The 17,439-nt window shown below is 71.1% G+C and carries 17 protein-coding genes; 8 read left to right on the forward strand and 9 right to left on the reverse strand.

Annotation, left to right across the window (positions count from 1 at the left end; all coding sequences use genetic code 11):
• Nucleotides 1–127 precede the first annotated feature (127 nt).
• Entirely contained in the window at nt 128–688 is a 561-nt protein-coding gene (locus tag NGF19_RS25705) for a GtrA family protein (RefSeq protein WP_252427794.1), read from the forward strand.
• A 14-nt stretch (nt 689–702) separates the two neighbouring features.
• Here the strand turns inward: NGF19_RS25705 and NGF19_RS25710 are convergent, their stop codons facing one another.
• Nucleotides 703–1,980, reverse strand: a complete 1,278-nt coding sequence (locus NGF19_RS25710) for a sensor histidine kinase (RefSeq protein ID WP_252427796.1) — start codon at nt 1,978–1,980, stop codon at nt 703–705.
• 96 nt (nt 1,981–2,076) lie between these two features.
• Nucleotides 2,077–2,754, reverse strand: a complete 678-nt coding sequence (locus NGF19_RS25715; protein WP_071368616.1) for a response regulator transcription factor — start codon at nt 2,752–2,754, stop codon at nt 2,077–2,079.
• Nucleotides 2,755–3,306: 552 nt separating this feature from the next.
• Here NGF19_RS25715 and NGF19_RS25720 point away from each other — a divergent pair.
• A complete protein-coding gene (locus NGF19_RS25720; protein ID WP_252427797.1) occupies nt 3,307–4,812 on the forward strand; it encodes a peptide MFS transporter in 1,506 nt (501 codons plus the stop codon).
• 115 nt (nt 4,813–4,927) lie between these two features.
• Here the strand turns inward: NGF19_RS25720 and NGF19_RS25725 are convergent, their stop codons facing one another.
• Together NGF19_RS25725 and NGF19_RS25730 are read right to left on the reverse strand one after the other, a co-directional pair.
• Nucleotides 4,928–5,467 carry an ATP-binding protein gene (locus NGF19_RS25725; protein WP_252427799.1) on the reverse strand — a complete coding sequence of 180 codons (540 nt, stop codon included), beginning with the start codon at nt 5,465–5,467 and terminating at the stop codon, nt 4,928–4,930.
• Nucleotides 5,468–5,722: 255 nt separating this feature from the next.
• Nucleotides 5,723–6,091, reverse strand: a complete 369-nt coding sequence (locus tag NGF19_RS25730; protein WP_252427823.1) for an STAS domain-containing protein — start codon at nt 6,089–6,091, stop codon at nt 5,723–5,725.
• Nucleotides 6,092–6,330: 239 nt separating this feature from the next.
• On the opposite strand from NGF19_RS25730, the gene NGF19_RS25735 reads away from it, so the two are divergent.
• Nucleotides 6,331–7,248 carry an RNA polymerase sigma factor SigF gene (locus NGF19_RS25735; protein WP_252427800.1) on the forward strand — a complete coding sequence of 306 codons (918 nt, stop codon included), beginning with the start codon at nt 6,331–6,333 and terminating at the stop codon, nt 7,246–7,248.
• 79 nt (nt 7,249–7,327) lie between these two features.
• On the opposite strand, the gene hutI is transcribed toward NGF19_RS25735, so the two are convergent.
• Genes hutI through hutU form a run of 4 tightly spaced genes read right to left on the reverse strand, consistent with a single transcriptional unit; the run spans nt 7,328 to nt 12,766 of the window.
• Nucleotides 7,328–8,500 carry an imidazolonepropionase gene (hutI, locus tag NGF19_RS25740; protein WP_252427801.1) on the reverse strand — a complete coding sequence of 391 codons (1,173 nt, stop codon included), beginning with the start codon at nt 8,498–8,500 and terminating at the stop codon, nt 7,328–7,330.
• 32 nt (nt 8,501–8,532) lie between these two features.
• Nucleotides 8,533–9,891, reverse strand: a complete 1,359-nt coding sequence (locus NGF19_RS25745; protein WP_252427802.1) for a formimidoylglutamate deiminase — start codon at nt 9,889–9,891, stop codon at nt 8,533–8,535.
• The gene (locus tag NGF19_RS25750; RefSeq protein ID WP_252427804.1) at nt 9,888–11,105 is read right to left on the reverse strand and encodes an allantoate amidohydrolase; all 1,218 of its coding nucleotides are present in this window, start codon (nt 11,103–11,105) and stop codon (nt 9,888–9,890) included. The genes NGF19_RS25745 and NGF19_RS25750 overlap by 4 nt, the downstream gene beginning before the upstream one ends.
• Nucleotides 11,102–12,766 carry a urocanate hydratase gene (gene hutU, locus NGF19_RS25755; protein WP_252427806.1) on the reverse strand — a complete coding sequence of 555 codons (1,665 nt, stop codon included), beginning with the start codon at nt 12,764–12,766 and terminating at the stop codon, nt 11,102–11,104. Before hutU ends, NGF19_RS25750 begins: the two co-directional genes overlap by 4 nt.
• Nucleotides 12,767–12,951: 185 nt before the next feature.
• On the opposite strand from hutU, the gene NGF19_RS25760 reads away from it, so the two are divergent.
• The 5 genes from NGF19_RS25760 to NGF19_RS25780 all read left to right on the forward strand — a co-directional run bounded on the left by NGF19_RS25760 (nt 12,952) and on the right by NGF19_RS25780 (nt 16,757).
• Nucleotides 12,952–14,337, forward strand: coding sequence for a type III PLP-dependent enzyme domain-containing protein (locus NGF19_RS25760; RefSeq protein WP_252427807.1), 1,386 nt, complete (start codon nt 12,952–12,954; stop codon nt 14,335–14,337).
• Between the two features lie 202 nt (nt 14,338–14,539).
• A complete protein-coding gene (locus NGF19_RS25765; protein ID WP_071368625.1) occupies nt 14,540–14,938 on the forward strand; it encodes a hypothetical protein in 399 nt (132 codons plus the stop codon).
• Nucleotides 14,935–15,810 carry a transcriptional regulator gene (locus tag NGF19_RS25770; RefSeq protein WP_252427809.1) on the forward strand — a complete coding sequence of 292 codons (876 nt, stop codon included), beginning with the start codon at nt 14,935–14,937 and terminating at the stop codon, nt 15,808–15,810. The genes NGF19_RS25765 and NGF19_RS25770 overlap by 4 nt, the downstream gene beginning before the upstream one ends.
• Nucleotides 15,811–15,850: 40 nt before the next feature.
• A complete protein-coding gene (locus tag NGF19_RS25775; RefSeq protein ID WP_252427811.1) occupies nt 15,851–16,366 on the forward strand; it encodes a roadblock/LC7 domain-containing protein in 516 nt (171 codons plus the stop codon).
• A 16-nt stretch (nt 16,367–16,382) separates the two neighbouring features.
• Entirely contained in the window at nt 16,383–16,757 is a 375-nt protein-coding gene (locus NGF19_RS25780) for a roadblock/LC7 domain-containing protein (protein WP_252427812.1), read from the forward strand.
• Between the two features lie 259 nt (nt 16,758–17,016).
• Here the strand turns inward: NGF19_RS25780 and tnpA are convergent, their stop codons facing one another.
• Nucleotides 17,017–17,433 carry an IS200/IS605 family transposase gene (gene tnpA / locus NGF19_RS25785; protein ID WP_252427824.1) on the reverse strand — a complete coding sequence of 139 codons (417 nt, stop codon included), beginning with the start codon at nt 17,431–17,433 and terminating at the stop codon, nt 17,017–17,019.
• Nucleotides 17,434–17,439: the final 6 nt, after the last annotated feature.

Genomic DNA, 17,439 nt, shown 5'->3' on the forward strand with positions numbered 1-17,439 from the left:
CACAGCCGCTGGTTAGCATGGCGGAGTTGACGTATTCCTTCGGCCAGGAAGCCGACGGCCGATACGACCGACGACACGACCGACACGACCGAACGGCACGACCGATCCGACGGGGGCTGGCAACACGATGGGCAGTGGTTCCACGGGCCTGAACGGCGAGCCCCACAGCGGGGTGCGCGGGCGGCTCGACGTACTGATCCGCGAGATCGCCAAGTTCGGCGCGGTCGGCGGGGCGGGCCTGCTGGTCAACATGCTCGTGTTCAACCTGGTGCGGCACACCACCGGGCTCCAGGTGGTCCGGGCCAGCGTCGTCGCCACCGTCGTCGCGATCGTCTTCAACTACATCGGGTTCCGCTACTTCGCCTACCGGGACCGCGACAAGGGCGGCCGGACCCGCGAGATGACGCTGTTCCTGCTGTTCAGCGCGGCGGGCCTGGTGATCGAGAACGGCGTGCTGTTCGTGGCGACGTACGGCTTCGGCTGGGACAGCCCGCTGCAGAGCAACATCTTCAAGTTCGTCGGGATCGGCCTCGGGACGCTGTTCCGCTTCTGGTCGTACCGGACGTGGGTCTTCAGGGCCCTGCCGGTGCGCGAGACCGTGGAGGGCGCGGAGTCCCTGCTCGCGGCGCAGGCGCAGGTGCAGGTGCAGGTGCAGGTGCAGCAGGAAGTGCGGCGCGTCCACCGCTGAGCGCCCGCTGACGGCTACCTGACCGTCCGCTCCTGCTCCTCGCCCTCCAGCGGCGCCTTCAGCGGCGTACGGGACAGGAACAGGCCGAAGACCGGGGGCGTGGTCTGGAGCATCTCCAGACGGCCGCCGTCGGCCTCCGCGAGGTCGCGGGCGACCGCCAGGCCGATGCCGGTGGAGTTGCGGCCGCTGATGGCGCGCTCGAAGATGCGGGAACCGAGCTGGGGCGGCACGCCCGGACCCTCGTCGGTGACCTCCACGACCGCCTGGTTGCCGGTGACGCGGGTGCGCAGCGCGACCGTACCGCCGCCGTGCATGAGCGAGTTCTCGATCAGCGCCGCCAGGACCTGGGCGACCGCGCCGGGGGTGCCCACGGCCCGCAGATGCCGTTTGCCGGAGCTGACGATCGCCCGGCCCGCGCTGCGGTAGGCGGGGCGCCATTCGGCGATCTGCTGCTGGATGACCTCGTCGAGGTCGAAGGAGACGGCGGAGCCGGTACGCGGGTCGCGGGCGTTGGTGAGGAGCCGCTCCACCACGTCCGTGAGCCGCTCCACCTGCGTGAGCGCGATGGTCGCCTCCTCCTTCACCGTGTCCGGGTCGTCGGTGAGGGTGATCTCCTCCAGGCGCATGGAGAGCGCGGTCAGAGGCGTCCGCAGTTGGTGCGAGGCGTCCGCGGCCAGACGCCGCTCGGCCGTCAGCATGCGCGCGATCCGCTCGGCGGAGGAGTCGAGGACATCGGCCACCCGGTCCAGCTCGTGGACGCCGTAGCGCTTGTGCCGCGGCCTCGGATCGCCGGAGCCGAGGCGTTCCGCGGTCTCGGCGAGGTCGGTGAGCGGTGAGGCGAGGCGGTTGGCCTGGCGTACGGCGAGCAGCACTGCGGCGATGATCGCGAGCAGGGCGACCAGGGCGATGATCAGCAGGGTGCGGCCGACCTCGCGGGTGACGGTGGAGCGGGCCTGCTCGACCCGGACGGTCTCGCCCTCCTCGCCCTGGGCCGTGGCCCGGATCACATCGCCGACGGGCCTGGTGCCGACCTTGAGGGTCGGCTTGCCGGGGATGTCGATCTCGGCGTACTTGTCGCCGGTGACCTGGTCCCTGAAGAGCGCGCTCTTGACGTCCTCGTTACTGAGGAGACGGCTGTCCACGATGCTGGCGAGCCGCAGCGCCTCGGACTCGACGCGCTCCTGGGCGCTGCTGCTGATCGTTCGGGTCTCGACGATCACGAGGGAGACGCCGAAGACGGCGATCACCACGAGGACGACGGCGAGGGTGGACTGGATGAGACGACGGCGCACGGGGGCCCTCCGGGCGATGGCATGACATGGACCAGTGTGCCCCGAACGGGGAGGCGCCCTTTCGGGACGCCCGTGCCGTGCTGCCGATGCCCCGCGTCAGCTCTTCTCGAAGCGGAAGCCCACGCCTCGTACCGTCGCGATGTAGCGCGGGTTCGCCGCGTCGTCGCCGAGCTTCTTGCGGAGCCAGGAGATGTGCATGTCCAGGGTCTTGGTGGAGGACCACCAGGTCGTGTCCCAGACCTCGCGCATCAACTGGTCGCGGGTGACGACCCGGCCCGCGTCCCGGACGAGGACCCGCAGCAGGTCGAACTCCTTGGCGGTGAGCTGGAGCTCCTCGTCGCCCATCCACGCGCGGTGCGACTCGACGTCGATGCGCACGCCGTGCGTGGCGGGCGGCTGCGCGGGCTCGGTGGCGCCGCGCCGCAGCAGCGCCCGGACCCGGGCGAGCAGTTCGGCGAGCCGGAAGGGCTTGGTGACGTAGTCGTCGGCGCCCGCGTCGAGGCCGACGACGGTGTCCACCTCGTCGGCGCGCGCGGTCAGGATGAGGATCGGGACCGTATGGCCCTCGGCGCGCAGCCGGCGGGCCACCTCCAGGCCGTCCATGCCGGGCAGCCCCAGGTCCAGCACGACCAGGTCGACGCCGCCCTGCATACCGGCGTCGAGCGCGCTGGGTCCGTCCTCACGCACCTCGACCTCATAGCCCTCGCGTCGAAGGGCACGGGCCAGTGGCTCAGAGATGGACGCGTCGTCCTCGGCGAGCAGTACACGGGTCATGGGGTGATGGTAGTCCGCCCGCGCGGGGCGCAAGGGGGTGATGGCGGGTGTGATCGGCGCACGCGGGTTCTTACTCGGGACTCTTCGGGCGCCCCCACCGCGACGGGTGCCGGACCGCAGTCTGGCAAGGTGGAGAAGCGGTGCCTGCGCCTCTGAGGTGTCATCCCGTCAGGGACCTTCGAATACATGTCCGTGGTTCCGACATCACCTGTGATTCACGTCTCAGGTTCTTCCATGTCCGCTACTGTCATGCCGTATGGTGACCAGAACGCCTGTAGCACCATTGGAGACCTTTGGCGAGCACATGACGCTGAAGGTCTCTTTTGCGTGCGGGCTGGTTCTCACCAGCCTCGACAAGGAATGACCTGTGGCCGGGCCCCGCACGCAACGACGCGTGCGGAGCGTGGATCCCGGTGGTCGCCGTCCGTCGCTTCGTGATCCGGAGCGCAGACCCCTGGGCGTGGGGTGGACGACCGACACCGCCGGTGCCGGCCTCCCCCCACCGGGCGCGCAACGCTCCAGCCGCGCGTCCCGACCAGCAAGGAACGACCCATGGCGTCCAGCCTGACGAAGGACTCGGTCCGACCGGGCACACCCGGTTCCGAGAAGACCTTCTTCGGCCACCCCCGCGGACTGGCCACTCTCTTCATGACCGAGATGTGGGAGCGGTTCTCCTACTACGGCATGAGGTCCCTGCTCCCGCTGTACTTGGTGGCGCCGGGCGGCCTGCACATGAACGCGGCCACCGCGTCCGCGATCTACGCGGTGTACCTGTCCCTCGTGTACCTGCTGGCGCTGCCGGGCGGCTGGTTCGCCGACCGCGTCCTCGGTCCGCGCAAGACGGTCGCGGTGGCGGGCGTCATCATCATGCTGGGTCACCTGACGCTGGCCCTGCCGTCCGCGGGTGTCTTCTTCGCCGGCCTCGCGCTGGTCGCCATCGGCTCGGGTCTGCTGAAGGCCAACATCTCGACGATGGTCGGTCACCTCTACAAGGGCCCGGACGACCCGCGCCGTGACGGTGGCTTCACGATCTTCTACATCGGGATCAACCTGGGCGCCTTCGTCGCGCCGCTGGTCATCGGCACCATCGGTGAGAGCGTCAACTGGCACCTGGGCTTCGCGCTCGCCGCGCTCGGCATGGCGCTCGGCCTCGGCCAGTACCTGCTCGGCGGCCGTCACCTGGACGAGCGGAGCAGCGTCGTGCCGACGCCGATGTCGGCCGAGGAGAAGTCCGCCACGATGCGCAAGGGCCTGATGTGGCTCGTCGTCGCCGCGGTCTTCTACGGCATCGTCGGCTTCACCGGCCACTTCACCCTGAACTGGGCGCTCATCCCGCTGACGGTCATCGGTCTGGTCGTGCCGATCCTGGTCATCGCCCGGATCCTGCGCGACAAGGAACTCGACGGCGACGAGCGGTCGAAGGTGCGGGCGTACATCTGGTTCTTCGTCGCCGCCGCCGTCTTCTGGATGATCTACGACCAGGGTGGTTCGACGCTGGCGCTGTTCGCCAAGTCGTCGGCCAAGAACACGATCTTCGGCTGGGAGTTCCCGGTCTCCTGGTACCAGTCGGTCAACCCGGTTCTGATCATGGCGCTGGCCCCGGTCTTCGCCTGGCTGTGGCTGGCGCTGAACCGGCGCGGCAAGGAGCCGAGCACGATCGTGAAGTTCACGTCGGGCCTGGTCCTGGTCGGTGCGTCGTTCTTCGTGTTCCTCGCCCCGCTGGCGATCTCCGACGGCGGTCACAAGGCCGCGGCGCTGTGGCTGGTCGGTATCTACTTCCTGCAGACCGTCGGTGAGCTGACGCTGTCGCCGGTGGGTCTGTCCGTGACGACGAAGATGGCGCCGAAGAAGTACGCCTCGCAGATGATGGGTGTCTGGTTCCTCGCGGTCACCGCGGGCGACTCGATCACCGCTCTGCTGTCGAACCCGGCCGTCGGCGGGGTCAACCTCGACAAGAGGGGCTTCGTCGCCCTGGAGGCCGCGCTTGCCGTGGTCGCCGGTGTCGCGGTGTGGATGTACCGCAACAAGGTCAAGAAGCTCATGGGCGACGTCCGCTGAGGTCTCCTCGGCCGGACCGAACCGACGGAGGGCCACCACATCTTCGGATGCGGTGGCCCTCCGGGCGTTCGGCGACGGTCCGCCGACGCGTACGACGGTGTGCTCGCGGGTGCGCTTACGCGGGTGCGCCGAGTTCCGCCCAGACCGTCTTGCCCGCGACCCCGGGGGTCCGTACGACTCCCCAGTCCAGGCACAGGCGTTGGACGATGAACATGCCGTGGCCGCCGGGGCGTCCGGCGCGGTGCGGGGTGCGCGGTGCGGGCAGTCCCGCGCCCCTGTCGGAGACTTCGAGGCGCAGCACCTTGCGCTCGCACGTGATCCACAGCTCGTCCGGGCCCTCGGCGTGCAGACAGGCGTTGGTGACGAGTTCGGAGACGACGAGCAGGACGTCCTCGGCGGCGGCCCTGCGGTCGGCGCCGACGGCGGGCAGCCAGCCCCACGCGTACAGCGCCTGACGGGTGAAGTCCCGGGCGAGCGGGACGACTCCGCTCCGGCCGTCGAAGCTCAGTCTGCGGACCTGTCGGCCGGAGGGGGGCTCCCCCGCCGCTGCGGGCACGCCGGAGCAGGCGCCCTCGTCGTCCCCCGCGGGCGTTCCGGAAGCGCCGCTGGGCTCAGGGCCGCGGTCGCCCGGCGAGTGGGGCCGGGTGGTGCTCATCAGCGCTTCACCTCACCGATTCACCAGTTCACGATTCAAAACTCAGTACGGAGATCAACGACGTTTCCGTCGCCTGTTGCTCGTGCCGTTCGCTCGGGCCCTGTTCATCGCGGCTTTCGCCCCCGGCTGCCGACTTGTTCAGCATGTCTCCTGCCCGAGCGCACCGCCGGAACACCCATGGATTCGACCGGTGACTGTGACGCGCGTAACGCGTCGATCACTCGGGAACACCTGGCACGTCCCCCCGGCCCCGCGCTACTCGGCCAGGGCCGCGTCCAGCGTCTCGTGGACGGTGAAGACGGCCTCCGCCCCGGTGATCTCGAACACCCGGGCCACCACCGGCAGCATGCCCGCCAGATGGACTCCGCCGCCCGCGGCCTCGGCCTTCAGCCGGGCGCCGAGCAGGACGTTGAGTCCGGTGGAGTCACAGAACTCCAGTCGTGAACAGTTCACGACCAGCCGTGAGAACCCCTTGGCGAGGCAGTCTTCGAGCGGTTCGCGCAGCAGATCGGCGGTGTGGTGATCCAGCTCACCCGCCGGGGTCACAACAGCGCTCGTGCCCTCCTGCCGCACCTCGACCAGAAGCCGGCCCGACTGTGCGCTGCCGACCGTCCCGCGGTCCATGCCGTCTCTCTCCCGACCGTTGTCGATGTTGCTGGACGCCATCGAACACTACGCCTTCCTCACACCTCCCGGACACCCGAACAACCCCTCAAATTCGGACATTTCACCGCAGAGCTCACTTGCGACAGGCCTGTGAAACCGGGTAGGGCTAGTAGGGACACCTACTCGACACGGCCGGCTTCGGAGGCGCCGCACACCGCACTGCACGTATTGGCATCGGCGGCCATACGCCGAGAACGATGGAGGACATCATGTCACCCCGGCTCGACGCATCGCAGCCCCAGAGGGCGACGTCGGCACCCTCACCGCAACGACCGGACCACGACCCCGTGGACGGCTCGACGGAAGGCGCACTCGCCGGACTCCCGGAGATCCCCCCGTACGACGAGGTGGGCCCCGTGGACGCACGGGCCCTGTCCAAGACGCTCTTCGAACGGCTGGAGTCTCTCGAAGAGGGCACGCACGACTACGCGTACGTCCGCAACACACTCGTCGAACTGAACCTCGCCCTGGTGAAGTTCGCCGCCTCCCGCTTCCGCTCGCGCAGCGAACCGATGGAGGACATCATCCAGGTCGGCACGATCGGCCTGATCAAGGCGATCGACCGCTTCGAACTCAGCCGAGGCGTCGAGTTCCCCACCTTCGCGATGCCGACGATCATCGGCGAGATCAAGCGCTTCTTCCGCGACACGTCGTGGTCCGTACGCGTCCCGCGCAGGCTCCAGGAACTCCGCCTCGACCTGGCGAAGGCCGGTGACGAACTGGCGCAGCAGCTCGATCGGGCCCCCACCGTGGCCGAGTTGGCGCATCGCCTCGGCCTCTCGGACGACGAGGTCATCGAGGGCATGGCGGCGTCGAACGCCTACACGGCGAGTTCGCTCGACGCGCAGCCCGAGGAGGACGACTCCGAGGGCGCACTCGCGGACCGCATCGGCTACGAGGACCACGGCCTCGAAGGCATCGAGTACGTCGAGTCGTTGAAGCCCCTGATCGCCGAACTCCCGCACCGCGACCGCAAGATCCTCTCCCTGCGATTCGTGGCGAACATGACCCAGTCGGAGATCGGCGACGAACTGGGCATCTCCCAGATGCATGTGTCCCGCCTGCTGTCCCGGACGCTGGTACGCCTACGGAAGGGACTCACGCTCGAGGAGTGACGACTTCCCGACCACGTCACGGCCCCCGGCGTCATACCGGGGGCCGTGACGTGTGCGCACCGCTGGGGCGCGCGCGACGTCAGATCTCGCGCACTCCTCGCCGCCACACCCCGCTGACCAGCGGGACGCCCGGCCGGTAGGCCAGGTGGACATGGCTCGGTGCGTCGAGGAGGGCCAGGTCCGCGTACGCGCCGGGGGTGAGGCGGCCGATGTCCGTGCGGCGCAGGGCCTTCGCTCCGCCCGCCGTGGCCGACCAGAGCGCCTCGTCCGGGGTCATCCGCATGTCCCGTACGGCGAGCGCGATGCAGAACGGCACCGAGGACGTGAAGGACGAGCCGGGGTTGCAGTCCGTCGACAGGGCCACCGTCACGCCCGCGTCCAGCAGGCGGCGGGCGTCGGGCCACTCGGCGCGGGTGGAGAACTCGGCGCCGGGCAGGAGCGTGGCGACCGTACGGCTGTGCGCAAGCGCGTCCACGTCCGCGTCCGTCAGGTGGGTGCAGTGGTCGGCGCTGGCCGCGTCGAGTTCGACGGCGAGCTGTACGCCGGGGCCGTACGACAGTTGGTTGGCGTGGATGCGCGGCTGGAGGCCCTTCGCGCGGCCCGCGGTGAGGATCGCGCGCGCCTGGTCGCCGTCGAAGGCGCCCTTCTCGCAGAAGACGTCGATCCACCGGGCGTGCGGCGCGCAGGCGTCGAGCATCTCGCCGGTGACCAGGGCCACGTATGCGGCCGGGTCGTCGGCGTAGTCCGGGGAGACGATGTGCGCGCCGAGGTAGGTGACTTCGTCGGTGTGCGCGGCGGCGATGCGCAGGGCGCGTGCCTCGTCCTCGACCGTGAGGCCGTAGCCGGACTTCGTCTCCAGCGTGGTGGTGCCCTGGCGGAGAGCCTCGGCGAGGTAGCGGACGAGGCCCTCCTCCAGCTCCGCGTCCGTCGCGGCCCGTGTCGCCGCCACGGTCGTACGGATGCCGCCCGCCGAGTAACCGCGGCCCGACATCCGGGCGTTGAACTCCTGTGTGCGGTCGCCCGCGAAGACGAGGTGGGAGTGGGAGTCCACGAAGCCCGGGATCACCGCCCGGCCACCGGCGTCGACCCGATTGTCAGTGGCGGGTGCTTTGCTTGATTCACCGGTCCACGCGATGCGGTCGCCGTCGATGACGACGGCCGCGTCCTGGATCAGCCCGAGCGGAGAAGCGTCACCGAGGGAGGGATCGTTGGTGACCAGGCTGGCGATGTTGGTGATGACCGTGCTGCTCATGGGTTCCTCGTGGGTGGGACGGGGAGCGGGTGTCAGGTGCGCAGGGCTGCTACGGCGTCCGCAAGCGCCCGCGCCGCATCCGGTACGAGGGCGTGCGCCCCGTCGCGGACGACCTGTCGGCCACCCACGACCGTATGCCGTACGTCCGCTGCCGTCGCGGCGAATACGGCCGTCTCGGCGCCCAGCCGCGGCGGTGGGCCCGCGGTTCTGACCGAGTCCAGCGCGATCGTCGTGAAGTCGGCGAGCGCTCCGGGCTTCAGGGTGCCCGCGTCCTGCCAGCCGAGCGCGGCGTGCCCGGTGGCCGTGGCGGCCCGCAGCAGGGCCGCTGCCGTCCAGTGGCCGCGGGTGCGGGTGCGCAGCCGCTCGTTCAGCTCCATCGCGCGGGCCTCCTCGAGGAGGTCGATGACGGCGTGGCTGTCGGAACCGAGGCTGAGCGGGGAGCCCGCGGACTGAAGGGCTCTGGCCGGGCCGATGCCGTCGGCGAGGTCCCGTTCGGTGGTCGGGCACATGCAGGTGCCGGTGGACGTGGAGCCGATCAGCGCGATGTCCTCGTCCGTGAGGTGCGTGTTGTGGACCCCGGTGGTGCGTGGCCCGAGGACGCCGTGCTCGGCGAGGAGGCGGGTGGGGGTGCAGCCGTGGGCCTCCTGGCAGGCCTCGTTCTCCGCCGTCTGCTCCGAGAGGTGGACATGGAGCGGGGCCCGCCGCTCCTCGGACCAGCGCGCCACTGTCGCCAACTGCCCTGCGGGCACGGCCCGTACGGAGTGGACGGCCGCTCCGATCCGTGCGTGATCCCGTTCCTTGAGAACTGAACAGCGTTCGGCCCAGGCCTCGGCCGTACCGTCGGAGAAGCGGAGTTGGTGGGGGGTGGGGGGCTGCCCGAAGCCGGAGGAGAGGTAGGCGGTGTCGAGGAGGGTGATGCGGATACCGGCTTCGGCGGCGGCGGCGATGAGCGCCTCGCCCATGGCGTTGGGGTCGGTGTACGGGGTGCCGCCCGGCGCGTGGTGCACATAGTGGAACTCACCGACGGCGGTGATGCCGGCCAGCGCCATCTCCGCGTACACGGCACGGGCCAGTGCGTGGTAGGTGTCCGGGGTCAGCCGCTCGGCGACCGCGTACATGACCTCGCGCCAGGTCCAGAACGTGCCGGAGCCGACCTGGACGGTGCCGCGCAGGGCGCGGTGGAAGGCATGCGAGTGGGCGTTGGCCAGGCCGGGGAGGGTGAGTCCGCGCAGGATCTCGGCGCCGGGGGGCGGGGTGGCGACGCCAGTGCGCACGGCCGTGATGCGGCCGTCGGAGCCCGCGGCGGAGCCGCTCGGTGTCACGGTCAGGGTGACGCCTGGCTCGACGGCGCCGTCGAGCCAGGCGTGTTCCAGCCAGTACGTCCGGGTCACCGGCCCACCAGCCCTTCCAGTACGTCCGCGAGGGCGCTCACCCCGGCCAGGCAGTCGTCCTCGGCGGCGCGTTCGGCCGGGGAGTGCGAGACGCCCGTGGGGTTGCGTACGAACAGCATGGCGGTCGGGATGCTCGCTGCGAGGATCCCGGCGTCGTGTCCCGCTCCGGTGCCGAGGACGGGCACGGTCAGGTCGGTGTCCTTGCCGAGGATGCGGGCCAGTTCGTCGCGCAGCGCGTGGTCGAACTCCACGACGGGGGTGAACGACTCGCGGACGACGTCGAGTTCGACGCCCTGGCTGTCCGCGTGGGCGCGGGCCGCCTTCTCGATGCCGCCCACGACGGTGTCGAGGCGCTCCTGGTCGGCGGCGCGGGAGTCGAGCCAGCCGCGGACCCGGGAGGGGATGGCGTTGACGCCGCCCGGCTCGACGGCGATCTTGCCGAAGGTGGCGACGGCGCCCGCGCGTTCGGCCTCGCGGCGGGCGGCCAGGACGGTCTCGGCGTAGGACAGCATGGGGTCGTGGCGGTCGCCGAGCCGTGTCGTCCCCGCGTGGTTGGCCTCGCCGCGGAAGTCGAACCGCCAGCGCCCGTGCGGCCAGATGGCGCCGGCCACGCCCACGGGGTCGCCGCTCAGGTCGAGGGCCCGGCCCTGCTCGACGTGCAGTTCGACGAACGCGCCGATCCGGCCGAGCCGTTCGGGGTCGGCTCCGATGGCGTCGGGGTCGTATCCGGCGGCCTCCATGGCCCGCGGCAGGGTGACGCCGTCGGCGTCGGTCAGCCGGTGCGCCTGCTCGCGGGTGAGCTGCCCGGAGGTGAGCCGGGACCCGACGCAGGCGAGCCCGAACCGGGCGCCCTCCTCGTCGCCGAAGTTGACGATGGCGAAGGGCTTGGCGAACTCGACGCCGCGCGCCCGTAGTTCGTCGTAGGCGGCGAAGGAGGAGACCACGCCTAGGGGCCCGTCGAAGGCGCCGCCGTCCGGGACGGAGTCCAGATGGGACCCGGTGACGACGGCGTCCCCCGCGGCGGGGTCGCCGAGCCAGGCCCACTGGTTGCCGTTCCGGTCGACCTCGTAGGCGAGCCCGCGGGTCTCGGCCTGCTCCTCGAACCAGGCCCGGCAGTCGGCGTCGGCGCCGCTCCAGGCGAAGCGGCGGTAGCCGCCGGAGTCACGGCTGCGGCCGATCGGCAGCAACTGCGCCCACATGCTGTGGAAGGTCACGCGTCGTCACCCTCGCGCATCGGGACGCGCACGTCCCGCTCCTCGGCCACCGACTCGGCGATGTCGTATCCGGCGTCGACATGCCGGATGACGCCCATGCCCGGGTCGTTGGTGAGGACCCGGCGGATCTTCTCCCCGGCGAGCTTCGTGCCGTCGGCGACGGTCACCTGCCCGGCGTGCAGGGAGCGGCCCATGCCGACCCCGCCGCCGTGGTGGACGGACACCCACGAGGCGCCGGAGGCGACGTTCACCATCGCGTTCAGCAGCGGCCAGTCGGCGATGGCGTCCGAGCCGTCGAGCATGGCCTCCGTCTCGCGGTAGGGCGAGGCGACGGAGCCGCAGTCGAGGTGGTCGCGGCCGATGACGACTGGCGCGGTGAGTTCACCACTGGCCACCATGTCGTTGAACCGCTCGCCGGCCCGGTCCCGTTCGCCGTAGCCGAGCCAGCAGATCCGGGCGGGCAGGCCCTGGAAGTGGACGCGCTCGCCGGCCAGCTTGATCCAGCGCGCGAGGGACTCGTTCTCGGGGAACAGGTCGAGGATCGCCCGGTCGGTCCGGGCGATGTCGGCCGGGTCGCCGGACAGCGCCGCCCACCGGAAGGGGCCCTTGCCCTCGCAGAACAGCGGCCGGATATAGGCGGGTACGAAGCCGGGGAAGGCGAACGCCCGGTCGTATCCGGCGAGTTGGGCCTCGCCGCGGATGGAGTTGCCGTAGTCGAAGACCTCGGCGCCCGCGTCCTGGAAGCCGACCATCGCCTCGACGTGCCGGGCCATGGACTCCCGGGCGCGGGTGGTGAATCCGGCCGGGTCCTTGGCGGCGCTGTCGGCCATGTCCTCGAAGGCGACGCCGGTCGGCAGGTACGACAGCGGGTCGTGGGCCGAGGTCTGGTCGGTGACGATGTCGATGGGGGCGCCCATGGCCAGCAGTTGCGGGACGAGGTCGGCGGCGTTGCCGAGGACGCCGATGGACAGCGGGCGGCGGGCGTCGCGTGCCTCGACGGCCAGTTGGAGGGCGTGGTCCAGGGAGTCGGCCTGCACATCGAGATACCGGTGCTCGATGCGGCGCTCGATGGCGCGCGGGTCGCAGTCGATGCAGAGCGCGACGCCGTCGTTCATGGTGACGGCGAGCGGCTGGGCGCCGCCCATGCCGCCCAGGCCCGCGGTCAGGGTGATCGTGCCGGCCAGCGAGCCGCCGAACTTCTTCGCGGCGACGGCGGCGAAGGTCTCGTAGGTGCCCTGGAGGATGCCCTGGGTGCCGATGTAGATCCAGGAACCGGCGGTCATCTGCCCGTACATGGTCAGGCCGAGGGCCTCCAAGCGGCGGAACTCCTCCCAGGTCGCCCAGTCGCCGACCAGGTTGGAGTTGGCGATCAGGACCCGCGGCGCCCACTCGTGGGTCTGCATCACGCCGACGGGGCGGCCGGACTGGACGAGCATCGTCTCGTCCTGCTTGAGGGTGCGCAGGGTGCGGACCATCGCGTCGAAGGAGCGCCAGTCGCGCGCGGCCTTGCCGGTGCCGCCGTAGACGACGAGCTTGTCGGGATGCTCGGCGACCTCCGGGTCGAGGTTGTTCTGGAGCATCCGCAGGGCGGCTTCCTGCTGCCATCCCAGGGCGCTCAGTTCCGTACCGCGCGGCGCTCGAACGGGCCGGGGTCCTGACATGGTCTGCCTCCCGATGGACACCCCGCACACCCGACGGCGCGCAGGACAAGTGCAGTCGTTATTCACATCCTGGCCACCTGAATAGACCTAGTCAATACCTTCGGGTGCCAGCGGTGCGGCGACGGGGGATGTTTGGCTGGATGCATGACCGCAGAAGGCGACACGAGAGCGGGGGCGCGGTGACGATGAGGGACGACGGGACGGGCACGACGGCCGAGACCGGGCACGCGGCGCAGGCGGACAGCGGGCGCGCGGCACGGCGGGACGAGGCCGTACGCGGCGCGGTCGCCCAGGGCCTGGTGGGAGCGGAGGCGCCCCTGGTCGGGCTGCTGGACATCACGGGGATACGGGACTCCGCGGCGGAGCTGCGCGCGGCGTTCGACGCGGTGGTCCCCGCGGGCACGCCGGTGCTGCACGCCTTCGCGGTGAAGGCGTCACCGCTCGTACCGGTGCTGCGACTGCTGAGCGAGGCCGGGCTCGGCGCGGAGGTGGCCAGCCCCGGCGAGCTGGCGCTGGCCCGCGCGGCCGGGGTGGCGCCGCGGCGGACCGTCCTCGACTCGCCCGCCAAGACGGCGGCGGAGCTGCGCGAGGCGCTGGCCCTGGGCATCGCCGTGAACGTGGACAGCCCGCAGGAGTTGGCGCGGCTGGACGCCCTGGTCTCCGCGACCCGCACGGACTCCCCTCTCGGGGTCCGGGTGAATCCGCAGATCGGGGCCGGTGCGATCGAGGCGCTGTCGACGGCGACGGCCACGTCCAAGTTCGGGGTGGCGCTGCGCGACGAGGGCGCGCGCGCCTGGGTGGTGCGCGCGTTCGCCGAGCGGCCCTGGCTGACGCGGCTGCACGCGCACTCCGGTTCGCAGGGCGTGCCGCTGACGCTGATGGCGCGGGGCATCGCGGAGACGTACGCGCTCGCCGAGGAGATCAACCGGCACGTGGGGCGGCGGCAGATCGACACGATCGACATCGGCGGCGGGCTGCACGTGAACTTCACCTCCGAGGCCACGACACCCACGTACGCGCAGTACGCGCGCCTGCTCACGGAGACGGTGCCGGGGCTGTTCGACGGGCGGTACGGGCTGGTCACCGAGTTCGGGCGGTCGCTGCTGGCCAAGCACGGGACGCTGGTGGCGCGCGTGGAGTACGCCAAGAGCGCGGGCGGCCGGGCCGTCGCGGTCACGCACGCGGGCGTGCAGGTGGCCACCCGCACGGTGTACGCGCCGGCGTCCTGGCCGCTGCGGATCGCTGCGTACGACGCGCAGGGGCGCCCGAAGGAGGGGCCCGAGGTGGTGCAGGACGTGGCGGGACCGGCGTGCTTCGCGGGCGACCTGCTGGCCGAGGGGTACCGGCTGCCGCTGCTGGCGCAGGGCGACCACGTGGCGGCGCTGGACACCGGGGCGTACTACTTCGCGCACCACTACGCGTACAACTCCCTGGCGCGGCCGGGGGTGTACGGCTACGCGCGGGACGCGAGCGGGGAGATGCGGTTCGCTCTCGTACGGGAGCCGCAGACGGTCCAGGAGATCGTGGCGGAGTCGGGCGGAGGGCACGCGGACGCGCTGACGGCCCTGTGACCTCGTCCGTGGGCAACTGCCCCGTATCGGTCGGCGCTCCTCGTCCGCGCTCCCCAACGCCCTTGTGGCGGAGGCTAATCGACTCACTCTAGTTACCCGGCGCATGTTCCACTGGAAAATGCCAGAAGCCTCACTCCCTCGCACACACGTTGCGTAGCCTCTGCGTCACTCAGCCGTACCCGAGGTGGGGAGGGGAGCGACGGTGCCCGGAATCGACGAGTGCCTGCTGGAAGCCATGCGACTGCCCGGTGCCCGGGGCGCCGCGGTGGTCGACTGGACCAGCGGGCTCGCCCTGGGCACGGTCGGGGACTCCCCCGGCGGTGACCATGAGCGGACGGCGGCGGAGGCGGCGGAGCTGGCCCGGCTGGCCGCCGAGCACCGCGCATTCGCCCCGGAGGGCGATGCCGACTGGTCCGAGAACGCGTGCCCGGTCGAGGACCTGATCATCGCCAACCGGGACAGCTACCACCTGCTGCGGTTCGTCCCGACGACCTTCGACAGCAGCGTCTTCCTGCATCTGTGGCTGGCCCGCGAGGAGGGCAATCTGGCCCTCGCCCGGATACGGCTCGGCGAGATGGCCGGACGGCTGGTGCTGGGATGACGCCGGTCGGCGCACCTCCGCCCCGCCTGCCCACCCGGGAGCGGACCCGCATCCCGGGCGGCGGCCTGTCCCCCATGCTCAGCCGCCTCGCCGAGGAACGGGCCACCGGGGTGCTGATGCGCGAGGGCGGCATGCTCCATCTGTCCGAGGGCCAGGTGGTGTACGCCGAGAGCCCCGCGACCCCGGGCCTCGACGCCCTGCTCATGGCCCGCGGCACGCTCGACGAGGACGGCTGGCGGGAGGCGTTCGTGCAGGCCGGGGAGCGGCGGCGGGTGGGGCGGTTCCTGATCGACAGCGGCCGTATCGGCGAGGGCGCGCTGGAACTGTGCCATCTGGGCGCGCTGTTCGACGCGGCGTACTTCGTCCTCGGCCCGAGCAGCGCCCCGGTCCGCTTCCACTACGGCGAGGCGCACTGGCTGGGCCCCGTGCATCCGGTCCCGGTCGCCGCGCTGGAGCGCGAGACACTGCGCCGCCGCGAACTGCTCCACGCGATCTGGCCCGACCCGACGACGGACGACGCCCCGCTCGTGCGTACCGCCCGCAGCTCGGGACGGACGGTCACCCCCCGCCAGGGCGCGGTGCTCGACCGGATCGACGGAGTACGCACGGCGGCGGACATCTCACGCTCCCTCGGCCGCCCCGCCTTCCACACGCTGGTGGACGTACGGCGCCTGGCCGCGGCGGGCGTCATCGCGGCCGGGACGTACGGCGTCGCGGCCGGGACGTACGGCGGGCAGCGGCAGCCGTCGGCCGGAGTCGCGGACCACGACCCGGCGGTGCCCGCCCCCGGCGAGGCGCTGCCGCCTCCCTACGCCGACGACCCCCACATCACGTTGCTGAAGAGGCTCAGGGATGCGCTGGAGGCCCTTTGACCGGATCGAACGGCAACGCCTTGCCGAGAGGAGACCCCTGATGGACGCGGAGCCCGAGATCCTGGCCGAACTCCACCGCCTCCGAGCCCGTATCCCGCAGTTGACCGGCGCGCTCGCCGCCAGCGTCGACGGACTCGTCCTCGCCCAGGACACTCCGGGCATCGAGGCGGAGGGCATCGCCGCGCTCACGGCCGCCGCCCTCGGCGTCGCCCTGCGGATGACCGACGCCACCGGCCGGGGCGACCTCCGCGAACTGCTCGTCCGCGGTACCGACGGCTATGTGGCCACCTACGCGGCGGGCCGCGGCGCCGTCCTGACGCTACTGGCCCAGGACCGCGTCAACGTCGGCCGACTGCACCTGGAGGGCCGCCGGGCGAGTACCCGCATCGGCGAACTGGTCGACGAAGCGGCCCGGAGCGAGCCCTCGCCGCAGTCCCGCACCGCACGGACCCCCACGCACGCGCCCTCCGGGACCACTCCTTTGCCGACCCGCACCCCGCGCACCCCCGCGCGCCCCCGACCGGCTGCCAACACACGCACCACCACCGAAAGTTGAAAGGACACACCCCGATATGTCCAACACCGAAACCGCGTTGAAAGAGGCGCTCTCCTCCATCGAGGGCGCGACCGGAGTCGCCCTGGTCGACTACACCAGCGGCATGGCCCTGGGCACGATGGGCGGCAGCAAGACCTTCGACCTGACGGTCGCGGCGGCCGGCAACACCGATGTCGTACGGGCCAAGTTGCGCACCATGGAGCACCTGGGGCTCAAGGGGCAGATCGAGGACATCCTGATCTCGCTGACCGACCAGTACCACCTGATCCGGCTGCTCACCGGCCGCGGCGGCAACGGCCTGTTCCTCTACCTGGTCCTGGACTCCAAGCGCGCCAACCTGGCGATGGCGCGGCACCAGTTGAAGAAGATCGAGCAGGACCTGGAGATCTGACCCTCCGCCCCATCACGGCGGCGCGGCCCGACCGGGCCGCGCCGCGAACGGGCGGTAAGTACGGCGGGACGGAGGCGACGCCCGGTCGTGCTGCCGGAGTTCATTCGCAGTGCATCGGCCTTCAGGCCGGTGGTGAAGCGAATCTGACAGTGGCGACGCGGAGCGTCGCAGACTCAGGTCCGGCGCTGCCGGACACCGCGGTTCTTCGCCTGCGGCGCGGAGCACCGTGAGGGCTTCTCGCGGCGGAGCCGGGCGGTGCTCACACCGGCCGGTTCTGCTGTTCGATGTACTGCCTGACCACAGAGAGCGGGGCACCGCCGATGGTTTTGGCGAAGTAGGACCCGGACCAGAGCTTGTTGGCCCGCCAGTAGTGGCGCACCAGGTCGGGAAACTCCTGACGCGGGCGGCGGGAGGAGACGCCCTTGAGGGAGTTGACCAGCTTGGTCACGGCGACCTCGGGCGGGAAGTTCACCAGCAGGTGGACGTGGTTGCCCTCGCCGTTGAACTCCACCAGGTCGCACTCGAAGTCCGTACACACCGACCGCATGATCTCCTCCATCCGCCTCAAGTGGGCACGGGTGAACACCTTGTGTCGGAACCTGGTCACGAAGACCAAGTGCACATGCATCACGAAAGCACAGTGCCGACCAGTTCTGATCTCCTGCATCTCGCTCATGACCCG

Source organism: Streptomyces macrolidinus (genome assembly GCF_023887685.1).
In the GTDB taxonomy this organism is placed as follows: Bacteria; Actinomycetota; Actinomycetes; order Streptomycetales; family Streptomycetaceae; genus Streptomyces; species Streptomyces macrolidinus.

Coding starts and splice junctions, on each gene's coding strand:
- NGF19_RS25725 (WP_252427799.1), bottom strand. CDS start 5,467: ATGAGCACCACCCGGCCCCACTCGCCGGGCGACCGCGGCCCTGAGCCC.
- NGF19_RS25760 (WP_252427807.1), top strand. CDS start 12,952: ATGAGGGACGACGGGACGGGCACGACGGCCGAGACCGGGCACGCGGCG.
- NGF19_RS25780 (WP_252427812.1), top strand. CDS start 16,383: ATGTCCAACACCGAAACCGCGTTGAAAGAGGCGCTCTCCTCCATCGAG.
- tnpA (WP_252427824.1), bottom strand. CDS start 17,433: ATGAGCGAGATGCAGGAGATCAGAACTGGTCGGCACTGTGCTTTCGTG.
- NGF19_RS25770 (WP_252427809.1), top strand. CDS start 14,935: ATGACGCCGGTCGGCGCACCTCCGCCCCGCCTGCCCACCCGGGAGCGG.
- NGF19_RS25720 (WP_252427797.1), top strand. CDS start 3,307: ATGGCGTCCAGCCTGACGAAGGACTCGGTCCGACCGGGCACACCCGGT.
- NGF19_RS25775 (WP_252427811.1), top strand. CDS start 15,851: ATGGACGCGGAGCCCGAGATCCTGGCCGAACTCCACCGCCTCCGAGCC.
- NGF19_RS25730 (WP_252427823.1), bottom strand. CDS start 6,091: ATGGACCGCGGGACGGTCGGCAGCGCACAGTCGGGCCGGCTTCTGGTC.
- NGF19_RS25735 (WP_252427800.1), top strand. CDS start 6,331: ATGGAGGACATCATGTCACCCCGGCTCGACGCATCGCAGCCCCAGAGG.
- hutI (WP_252427801.1), bottom strand. CDS start 8,500: ATGAGCAGCACGGTCATCACCAACATCGCCAGCCTGGTCACCAACGAT.
- NGF19_RS25705 (WP_252427794.1), top strand. CDS start 128: ATGGGCAGTGGTTCCACGGGCCTGAACGGCGAGCCCCACAGCGGGGTG.
- NGF19_RS25715 (WP_071368616.1), bottom strand. CDS start 2,754: ATGACCCGTGTACTGCTCGCCGAGGACGACGCGTCCATCTCTGAGCCA.
- hutU (WP_252427806.1), bottom strand. CDS start 12,766: ATGTCAGGACCCCGGCCCGTTCGAGCGCCGCGCGGTACGGAACTGAGC.